The following is a 9,492-nucleotide window of genomic DNA, read 5'->3' as shown; positions in this document are numbered from 1 at the left end:
GTGGTACTCGGTGTTGCGCCCCAGGTAGGCGTGTGAGAGAACTTTTCCGGGCAGGCCTTCTCCGCTGGCGGGTGCCAGCCGCCAGGCATGCGGGCGCACCACGAGGCGGACTTTTCCCTGCCGCCGCGTCAGTCCGGGCGCGATGCGCAGGGGCCCCAGCTGAATCGCGCCGGATGCATCAGCCTGGGCGTCAAACATCACGGCGTCTCCCATGAAGGCCGCAACGAATTCGCTGTGCGGCGTCTCATAGACTTCCTGCGGTGTGCCCACCTGCGTGACCTGTCCTTCATGCATCACCACCACGGTGTCGCTGACCGCCATGGCTTCGCCGTGGTCATGCGTCACGTACAGCACGGTCAGCCCCAGGTTTTGCTGAAGGGCGCGTATGTCCTCCCGAATCTGGCGCCGCAAACCCGCATCCAGATTGGACAGCGGTTCATCCAGCAGCAACACCTTCGGCTGCAACGCAAGCGCCCGGGCCAGGGCCACACGCTGCTGCTGCCCCCCGGACAACACAGCGGTGTTGCTCCCGGCGCTGGTCTGCAGCCCCACCATGCCCAGCGCAGCCCGCGCGCGCTCGTCACGCTCGCGCGGGTGCAGTCCCAGCATGCGCAGCCCGTAACGCACGTTGTCCAGTACGTTGAGATGCGGAAACAAGGCGTAGCTCTGGAACACCATGCTGATGGGACGTTGTTCGACGCCCATGTCGGTCACATCCACCCCGTCGAGCAGGACCCGGCCCGAGGTGGGCCGTGCCAGTCCCGCCACCATTCGCAACAGGGTCGTCTTGCCACAACCGGACGGCCCCAGCAAGGTCGTCAGTTGCCTGGACGGTATGCGCAAGTGGATATTGCACAGGGCACGGACCCCATTGGGAAAGGTCTTGCTGATGGACTGGAACTGGACGGCGCTACTCATGGGGCACTTCCTGGGGCCACCGGACGACAGCATCCACCCCCACCACATGGTTGTCTTGCACGCGGTTGAACAAATCCACTCCGGCGTTCATCGACAGTGCAATCTGGCGGCAAATTGACAACCCCAGGCCGACGCCAGAGGTTCCCGACGATGACTGGAAAGGCTCGAACAGGCGGGCCTGGACAGCTTCATCCATGCCGCCACCGTTGTCCCAGATCAGCAGTTCGGTTTCGCTGGGCAAAGCCCGAATCACCAGGCCCAGAGCGCCGCCCTTGGGCGTGTGCTGAATAGCGTTGGACATCAGGTTACGGATCAACTCTCCCAACAACCAGGGATCGGTGATCAGGCGCACCGGAATGGCCTGCATCGAGAAATCAAGTTTCTTGCGGGCCAGCAAGGGCGCAAATTCCATGACCACATCACGTGCGGTTGTGGCCAGGTCCACTTCAACCCAGTTGGCCCGGCGTACCAACTGTTCCATCTTGGCGACGGACAGCAACTGGCGGACCAGCTCACTGGAACGGTCCACGGTATTGAGCATCTTGGGCAGCGTTTCCCGCACGTCCAGCTGCCCGGACATGGCGCCCTGCAGCTGGGTGCGCAGCACCGCAAAGGGCGTACGCAACTGGTGGGAGGCATCGGCCAGAAACTTCTTTTGCTGATCCAGCGATTCCTGCTGCTGCTGCATCAGCCAATTGACCGTCCTGGCCAATTGCTGCAGCTCAACCGGCTGCTGATTCGTGACCGGCCGCAAGTCTTCCGTGCGGCGGCTGTCGAGCTCTTGCCCCAACACCACAACGGGTTTGAAGGCCTGGCGCAAAACCCACCACAGGCCGGCAGCAAACGCCAATACCTTGAACAGCCACCAAAGTCCTGCAGGCAATCCAAAGAGTGTCTGGGGATACGCCGCGCCCATCCAGTTCAAAAAGCACCAGGCCAACAGCAGCCCCAGCGACCAGGCCCAGACAAACAACCGGATTGATCGCCGGGCCCGCCATGGGCGCCAGACCGTCCATGACTTTCCCCGCAACAGGCTCACTGTTTTCACGGCTGATCCTGCCTTTCAGCCAGGGCATCATCCATCAGGTAGTAGCCAACCCCCCGCAGGGTGACAAGACTGGCTCCGGACCCCAGGATGCGTTTGCGTAACCGGTGCACCAGCACCTCAATGGCATCCGCACCAGCCGAGCCTTCGTCACCAAAGACGGTCTGGAGCAGGTCATCCTTGGCCACAGCCTTGCCGGGATGCATCATCAGCGCCTTGAGAAGGGCTAGTTCACGCCCCGACATTTCAAGCGGCAGTGCGCCGCGAAATACCTGTCCGTTGTCCAGGTCCAAGCGCAGGGTGCCACAGCGGAAATCTTCCACGCCCAGGCTGCGGCGCACCAGCGCCTTCAGGCGGGCCACCAGTTCTTCCACATCAAAAGGCTTGATCAGGTAGTCGTCCGCGCCGGAGTTCAATCCCAGCACCCGGTCCTCGACCGCGGTACGCGCCGTCATGACCAGTACGGGAAGCCGGGAACCTTCGTCCCTCAGGTGCTGCAGCAAATCCAGGCCATCCATGCCGGGCAGGCTCAGGTCGAGCAGGGCCGCATCAAACGGACGATGCCGTGCCATCACCAGCGCCTCTTTCCCGTCGGCACAGCAAACGACGTGGAACCCGCGGGCAACCAGCATGCGGCTGAGGGCGTCCACCAGATTCAGGTCGTCTTCAACCAGCAGGATATTCATGGAACGAATAATGCGGGAGGACGGACGGCTAAACCACCGAGGAAACGCCGACACCTGGTGAAAGCTCGGTGAAAGCTGGGAGGCAAAACGCAAAAATGCGGTGCGCCGGCACTCCCGGCAGCATGCACCGGCAAGCTGCGCCGCTAAAAACACGCCCTACAGGGGAAACAGGCGCCAGCTTTTCACGTCTGCGGCCGGATGACTCCGGACGCCGGGCTAGCGGAACCGATACGACACGGCGATAAACCCGGTGTCCTGCGTCCGGCGGCTGACCAGGGGACTGCCCTGAACCGAAGACCCCAACCACTTGCGACGCAGTTGCATCGTCAGCATCCAGGGATCACCGAGCGGCACATCGACCCCCAGGCCCAGCGTGGGCGCTGTCGAGGCGCCGGCGTTGTAGTTTGTAAACCCGCTGGCGGCTGACTCGGCCGGGGTCACACCGTAGAGGTAGTTGTTGTATTTGGCGCTGGTGTGTTCCAGCCCCACCTGCGGAAAGAACGACCAGCTGCCGACCTTGAACTCCGCCGCGTATGTGGCTTCCAGCAATGCACCGTGCGATTTGTTGGCGTCCACAAACGCGTTCACGAAAAACCCGCCGTAAGGCGTTTCCTGAAAGGTGCCTATGCCCAGCGGAATCGGTCGCTTGCGGTCCTTGAGTCCCGACAGCGCGGCGGTATCGGCGCGCCAGCCGTCCTGGCTGATGCGGCCGGAAAATTCCAGGTAGCCGTAGCCCATCCTTGCGGTTTTGATGCCCAGCGTGTCGACACGCGCAAAGAAGCGGCCATAGTCCGCATAAGCATAGGGCAGCAAGACGGTGTCGTTGCTCTTGCTGCGAATCACGCTTTGTGTGCCATACACGGCGCCGCCGATGTCGCCCGTCAGCTGGTATTTGAACGGGGCGGGTTGTGCCTGCACCATGCCCATAAATGCCAACCCAGCCAACGCAATGAGGACCACAGCCTGGGAAGCAGGAGAAGAAGCCCGGGTAAGACGTTTCATCGCATGCCTTCTTTCCGGAGATGATGCGATCCAGTATAGGACCGGGCAGGAAAAACTGCGCATCCGTCCTGCAGGCGCGTCGCGGGGCCGCGACACATCGAGCCCGGAATGCTCAGGCCGTGGCGAGTACCGTGCGGCGCACCCGGCGCACATTGAAGGCGCTGGCGATCAGCACCGCCTGCATCAGCGCCAGGCCCAGCAGGACGCCGCGGTAATAGCCATGGTCCATCATCGCGCCGAAGATCAGCGGCGACACGGCCTGGCCGATGTCCAGGCCTGCATACACCACGCCGTAAACCCGGCCCGAGGCGTTTTCGGGGGTTGAGCGCTTGACCAGCAGGTCACGCGACGGCCCGGCGATGCCGGTGGCGAAGCCCATGATGCCGAACAGCACAGGCACGACCCATGCGGGATAGCTGCCTGCGGCCAGCAGCACCGCCACGGCAGCCGCCGCACCAAACCCGATGCCCACAATGCGCTCGCAGCGCGCGGGATCCGATGCCAGGAAGCCGCCAAAAACCATGCCGCCCGCGCTGCACACCATATAAACCGTCAGGCAGATAGCCACCAGTGCGAGCGGCACGTTATGCAGGTGGCGCGCAGCTTCAGGTGCAAAAGCCTGCACCACGCTGAGAACGATGGCATACCAGAAGAAGAAAGAAAAACACATCCAGACGGCCGGTATCTTCAGAAAACCCAGACTGCTGTCGGCCGCGGGCGCGCCCTTGACCGGCGCCGCCATCGTGAGGGTGAGCTTGTCGCGGTTCATCACCAGCACCGCCAGCACGGCAAAAGCCAGCACACCGGCGGCAGCCAATGCCACACGCCACGAATAAGCAAACGTCAGCGTCACCACCACTGCGGGGGCCAGCGCCCAGCCCAGGCTGCCGGTGATGCCGTGCACGCTGTAGGCGTGGCCCAGGCGCGGCGCACTGACCTTGCGGTTCAGTAGCGTGTAGTCCACCGGGTGAAACACACCATTGCCGACACCGGCAATTACAGCAAAGCCGGCCAGCATCCAGTAGCTGGTGCTGATGGAATAACCAAAAGCCGCCACGCCCAGCAAACTCAGGCCGGCGAACAATATGGGGCGCGGGCCGAAGCGGTCGACGACAAAACCCGAGAGCGCCTGCACCGCGCACGACACCACAAAAAAGATCGTCATCAAAAACCCCAGCTCCGCATAGCTGACGCTGAACTCGTCCTTGAGCCAGGGAAACAGGGGCGCCAGCAGCAGCTGGCTGAAATGGCTGATCATGTGCGCCAGGCCCACCAGGCTGATCACGCTGGCGTCGGTGCGAAAAGGGACTGCAGCGGGCGCGTTCAGGGTCGTACTTGAAGTATTCATGGCGCTATCGTAGTATTGGCCAAGCCTTCTGAAATGCGACATAAAGCCATGTTTCATCGAATTTCGGACAAACCGCTTAATGACCTTCGTCCCTGCGATCACATCATCTGATTCAGGTGGATAGACCTTCCGACACGCCAGATGCCGCAACGTAAAGCCCCGCTTCATTTCGTGCCGGTGGGCGACACCGACAACTTCACGCCCAGCCGCCAGCGGCCAGTGCGCGTGCGGGCGCGGACGCTGGAAGCAGACACGCATTTCAAGCCCCATTCCCACGCCTGGGCGCAACTGGCCTACTGCTCCACGGGGGTGCTGCAGGTCACGGCTGAGCAGTCGGGCCATGCGGGCGGCGAAATCACCTACATCGTGCCGCCCTCCCGCGCGGTGTGGATCGCCCCTGGCGCGCAACATCACGTGACCGTGCTGGAGGCCGCCGAATTCCGCACGCTGTACCTCGACGCAAGCGCCACCCCGAAGGGCTGGACCGGTTGCCGCGTATTGGTGGTTTCGCCGTTACTGCGTGAGTCCATCCACGCGCTCGACGCGGCCACCCCGGAGCGGCCGCTGCCGGCCACTCGCGAACAACTTCTTTCCAGCCTGGTGCTGGACGAGCTCGCAGGCGCCGACACCCAGGCGCTCGGCGTGCCCATGCCGCATCCGCAAACCGGGGACAAGCGGCTGCGCGCCCTGTGTGAAGCCGTGCTGCGCGCACCATCAGAGCGGGCCACGCTGGCCGAATGGGCCGCCGATACTGGCGCCAGCGAACGCACGGTGGCCAGGCTTTTTCGCGACGAACTGGGCCTGAGCTACCAGCAATGGCGCCAGCAGGCCATCCTTGCCCACGCCCTGCCCCTGCTCACACGCGGGCAATCGGTCAGCACCGTGGCGGCGGCCAGCGGTTATGCCAGTGACAGCGCCTTCACCGCGATGTTCAAAGCCGCCATGGGCCAGCCACCCAGTCATTTTCAAAGTAAAAACAGGCTGTAAGGCAATGAGGGCAAGCGCAAGCAGCTATCAAAAAAGTAGCACCTTCAAGTAACCGACAGTGCGTTGGCTCGCAACCTACAGATCCCCGGCCGCCTGCCAGAGGGTTAGCGAGCCGATCGTGGGAAGCCACAGGAGGAACTTCTGGCGGTGGCTTTCGAAAGGCTCACCCAGCGGCGACCGCGGATCCTCGCTCAGCGCGTAAGCCATGCCTTCGACAAACCATTGAGGTTTGAGCAGCAGATAGAGCGTGCCAAGACGCTCGGCCTGCAAATAGTGGATCAGCTCATGCCGAACGTAAAACGGCTTCCAGAACGGCTTCCAGGCGCGCGGCCCCACAACGGTGCCGAAAGTACCCAGGGTGACGGCCGAACGCATCCCCAGGCCGAAAGCATCGGCGCACGCCTGTGTTGAGCAAAAGACCATCTTCGGCATACCCTGGATCGCACCGACCCTGGCAGACACGAAGGCCATGCCCTCCGCATGCAGCCGGGCAGCCTCTTCAAATCGGGCTTTGTCGTCCACACACACCGAGGTGCTGAAGCATGAAACACCGGACAGTTCCGGCGCGATCACCCGCACGGGCCTGACGGCAAACCACGCCACTACCGGTACAAGCGCCAGCATGGCCAGCAGGCGAACTTTGAAGGAAGGACGACTCAGGCGCATGCGAAGCAGGTCAAGCGGCAGGTTTGAGGCATTGGGCAGGCGTTGAGTACAGGCAGTCAGGATGTTTCGCAAATCCTGACCGGCGTCAGGTGACCGAAGTTTAGCGGCCCGTTCAGCGGTGAAAAGTCATCCTCCCAATTGCGAACTAAATTCACCTTCCGGCCCTTGGAGATGAGCGCAAGCGGCTATCAAAACAATAGCACTCCACGTCAGCCGTACAACAGCACGCCACCGGGCCCGGCTGGTTATCATGGCCCGATGAACTTCCTCAGCGCAGCAAGAAAAACCGGCAGGAGATGGGGTCACGCGACGGCTTCAATGGCTGTTGTCATGTTTGCAACCACAGGCCATGCCCAGGCGCCTGCCGAGCCGCACCCCACGCTGCTGCGCGAACTGAACCGGGTACGGGAGGACGGTTGCGACGGGCGCGGCGCCAAGGTTTCCCTGCTGCGTGAAAACAGCGTCCTGTCGCGGGCGGCGCAGCTCATGGCCAGCGGCCGCACGATGGACGAGGCACTGAAAGCTGTCGACTACCGCGCGGTGCGGGCCGCGCAGATTGCCGTACGCGGCGCAACGGGCCCCTCAGCGCTCGCGCGCAGGACCCTGGGCAAATCATGCAGCGCGGTGATGCACGCCGAGCTCGCTGAAGCCGGCTTCTACCAGCGCGGGGCGCAAACCTGGGTGGTGCTGGCCGCGCCCTTCTCGCCCCCGGCTGCGGCCCAGGCCGGCGATGTACAGGCACGGGTGCTGGCACTGGTCAATGAAGCGCGCTCCAGGCCACGCCGTTGCGGTACGCAGGCCTTCGCGGCCGCAGGGCCGCTGCAATACAGCCCCGTGTTGTACAGCATCGCCGGGGGGCATGCCGCAGACATGGCGCGTTACAGCTACTTCAGCCACACCGGGCGCGATGGCAGCGATGTGGCCAGCCGCGCAACACGCGCAGGCTACGGCTGGAAAGCCATCGGCGAGAACATCGCCGCGGGGCAGATGCAGGCCGACACCGCCGTGCAGGGCTGGTTGAACAGCCCCGGCCATTGCGCCAACATCATGGCGCCGGCGTATACCGAGATGGGCACGGCCTTTGCGGTCAACATCCAAAGCAGCGCCGGTATTTACTGGGTGCAGGTATTCGGGGCGCAGCGGTAAGTCGCCCTTGCCCGGGGCCCGCAGCTTTCAGCGTTTTTCAAACGCCGCGTTAAGGCGGCGCAGCAAGGGCTTGTTCAGCTCGCGCGTGTGCCTGTTCCAGCGCTCCATGGACCGCTGCAGCTCAATCTGCAGGCGTGCGCTGGTGGCGGTATCCCCGTTCATCGCGGCCCAGATGGCGTATTCAGCGCGGCTTTCAAAGCTGCCGAAACGGTCCACGGCGGATTCAAACTCCGCTTTCGCGTCCACACCCCTGCCGGCGCCGCCCAGCGCCTGGGCAAGCAGCAGCGACACCAGCTCCGCGCGAAAGGCGGGGTCGGTCTTGCGGATGAATTCAAGGTGGGTAATCGCCTCGGGATAACGCTCGCAGGCGAAATAGGCCCTTGAGGCGCCCAGCCGGATTTCCAGGTCGGAGGCGAACGGGCCCTTGAGGCATGCGTCGTAACTCTGCGCAGCCTCCAGCGCCTGGCCGGCTTCGAGCAGCGCGGAGGCAAGCCGCATCTGGTTCTGCGCGGTGGGCGTGTAGTCAAACGCGGCGTGTGCTTCCCGCAGCTCGCGCGTCGGGTCCAGTGTTTTTGCGGCTGCGGCCACGACCTTGCGCGCGCCGCGCTCCAGCCGCGAGTCGGGCAGGTAGACCGCCAGGAAGTAAACGAGGCTGCCCAGCATGGGAAACGAAAACAGGATGATCAGCCAGTACATCTGCTGGCCGCTGCGCAAGGCATGGACGGCAAAGAACACCGCCACAATGAAATGAAGTCCCAGTCCAACAAAAGGCATGGCCCATCCCTCCAGTTATTTTTGGGGGATTCTAAAGGGGCGTCAAGGAATGGGCCAGACCTTTCAGTTACCAGCAGGAAGCACTGTCTCGTCCCCGTCGCCATCGAACAGGCGCAAGGCGAGCAGGCCGTGCCCCACGCTGGCGCCTGCCCGCACAGCCGCCGCAATCAGAACCACTTCCGCCAGCTCCTCGCGGGTCACGCCCAACCGCCTGGCCGCACGGGTGTGCACGTCCAGGCAATAGCCACATTGGGTGGTAAGCGCCACGGCCAACGAAATCAGCTCCCGCACACGTGGCTCAAGATGGCCGCCTTCGCGCTTGGCCGCATGGTCAAACGCGAGGAAAGCCTGGGCTTCCACAGGTGCCAGCCGCACGAAGGCTGGCGCCAGTTGCAGGTCTTGGGGTGACTGGTAACCGGCGCTCATGGCTGGCCTTTGCTGTCCGCTGGCCTGTGGCGCCGTGCGATGGTTTCAAACAGGCCAACAAGCCAGCACATGGGGCAGCCGCGCATCAACACCAGCGCACCCGCCAGAGGAAGCACCGCCCACAGGGGATGCACCTGGAAAACCAGGGCGGCACATGCGAGCAGGGCCAGCGCGCCTATCCCGCGCAACACATGCTGGGTGACCGAAGTGCTACAGAACACGGGCGCCTCCGGTGGATGCGGTGCCACCCATGGTGCCGCCCCGCGCACAGGCGGAAAGATTTCGTTGCGGAAAAAACATCAGGAGCTCCTTGTCGGTGGTTGATACCGGCAAAGAGGCCCGCATTCGGCAAAAGGATTCGGGTTTCCTCAAAGAAATTTGAACGGCGCCGTCACCAGAACGCCAATCCCTTCAGGTCAAACCTCAGATCAGGCGCTTGAGCAAGCCCATCACCTGGTCAAACCGTTTTCCATAAGGCGGATAAAACAGGTCTC

11 protein-coding genes are annotated in these 9,492 nt (G+C 63.2%); 2 read left to right on the top strand and 9 right to left on the bottom strand.

Features of this window, described 5'->3' with window-relative positions:
- From AC1D1X_RS08590 to AC1D1X_RS08570, 5 genes are all read right to left on the bottom strand, one after another.
- The coding region (locus AC1D1X_RS08590; RefSeq protein ID WP_477698134.1) for an ABC transporter ATP-binding protein at nucleotides 1-918 on the bottom strand (918 nt) is incomplete at its 3' end.
- Nucleotides 911-1,966, bottom strand: a complete 1,056-nt coding sequence (locus tag AC1D1X_RS08585; protein ID WP_477669161.1) for a sensor histidine kinase — start codon at nucleotides 1,964-1,966, stop codon at nucleotides 911-913. The genes AC1D1X_RS08590 and AC1D1X_RS08585, both read right to left, overlap by 8 nt.
- Complete coding sequence (locus tag AC1D1X_RS08580) at nucleotides 1,963-2,649, bottom strand: response regulator transcription factor (protein ID WP_477669160.1); 687 nt, start codon at nucleotides 2,647-2,649, stop codon at nucleotides 1,963-1,965. Before AC1D1X_RS08580 ends, AC1D1X_RS08585 begins: the two co-directional genes overlap by 4 nt.
- 216 nt (nucleotides 2,650-2,865) lie before the next feature.
- A complete protein-coding gene (locus AC1D1X_RS08575) occupies nucleotides 2,866-3,651 on the bottom strand; it encodes a MipA/OmpV family protein (RefSeq protein WP_477669159.1) in 786 nt (261 codons plus the stop codon).
- A gap of 112 nt (nucleotides 3,652-3,763) precedes the next feature.
- Entirely contained in the window at nucleotides 3,764-4,999 is a 1,236-nt protein-coding gene (locus tag AC1D1X_RS08570) for an MFS transporter (RefSeq protein WP_477669158.1), read from the bottom strand.
- A 141-nt stretch (nucleotides 5,000-5,140) separates the two neighbouring features.
- On the opposite strand from AC1D1X_RS08570, the gene AC1D1X_RS08565 reads away from it, so the two are divergent.
- Nucleotides 5,141-5,986, top strand: coding sequence for an AraC family transcriptional regulator (locus AC1D1X_RS08565; RefSeq protein WP_477669157.1), 846 nt, complete (start codon nucleotides 5,141-5,143; stop codon nucleotides 5,984-5,986).
- A 75-nt stretch (nucleotides 5,987-6,061) separates the two neighbouring features.
- Here AC1D1X_RS08565 and AC1D1X_RS08560 read toward each other — a convergent pair whose 3' ends face one another.
- Nucleotides 6,062-6,652, bottom strand: a complete 591-nt coding sequence (locus AC1D1X_RS08560; protein ID WP_477669156.1) for a hypothetical protein — start codon at nucleotides 6,650-6,652, stop codon at nucleotides 6,062-6,064.
- A 330-nt stretch (nucleotides 6,653-6,982) separates the two neighbouring features.
- Between AC1D1X_RS08560 and AC1D1X_RS08555 the strand changes: the two genes are divergently transcribed.
- On the top strand, nucleotides 6,983-7,798 hold the full coding sequence (locus tag AC1D1X_RS08555) for a CAP domain-containing protein (RefSeq protein ID WP_477669155.1): 816 nt from the start codon (nucleotides 6,983-6,985) through the stop codon (nucleotides 7,796-7,798).
- A gap of 27 nt (nucleotides 7,799-7,825) precedes the next feature.
- Here the strand turns inward: AC1D1X_RS08555 and AC1D1X_RS08550 are convergent, their stop codons facing one another.
- The 3 genes from AC1D1X_RS08550 to AC1D1X_RS08540 form a co-directional block, all read right to left on the bottom strand.
- Nucleotides 7,826-8,572, bottom strand: a complete 747-nt coding sequence (locus tag AC1D1X_RS08550) for a hypothetical protein (protein WP_477669154.1) — start codon at nucleotides 8,570-8,572, stop codon at nucleotides 7,826-7,828.
- Nucleotides 8,573-8,635: 63 nt separating this feature from the next.
- Nucleotides 8,636-8,998 carry a carboxymuconolactone decarboxylase family protein gene (locus AC1D1X_RS08545; RefSeq protein WP_477669153.1) on the bottom strand — a complete coding sequence of 121 codons (363 nt, stop codon included), beginning with the start codon at nucleotides 8,996-8,998 and terminating at the stop codon, nucleotides 8,636-8,638.
- Nucleotides 8,995-9,219, bottom strand: a complete 225-nt coding sequence (locus tag AC1D1X_RS08540; protein ID WP_477669152.1) for a hypothetical protein — start codon at nucleotides 9,217-9,219, stop codon at nucleotides 8,995-8,997. Before AC1D1X_RS08540 ends, AC1D1X_RS08545 begins: the two co-directional genes overlap by 4 nt.
- Nucleotides 9,220-9,492 lie beyond the last annotated feature (273 nt).

Source organism: Polaromonas sp. P1_G4 (genome assembly GCF_056405475.1).
The sequence above is the reverse complement of the archived record's forward strand: the minus strand, read 5'-3'. Positions and strand labels throughout refer to the sequence as shown.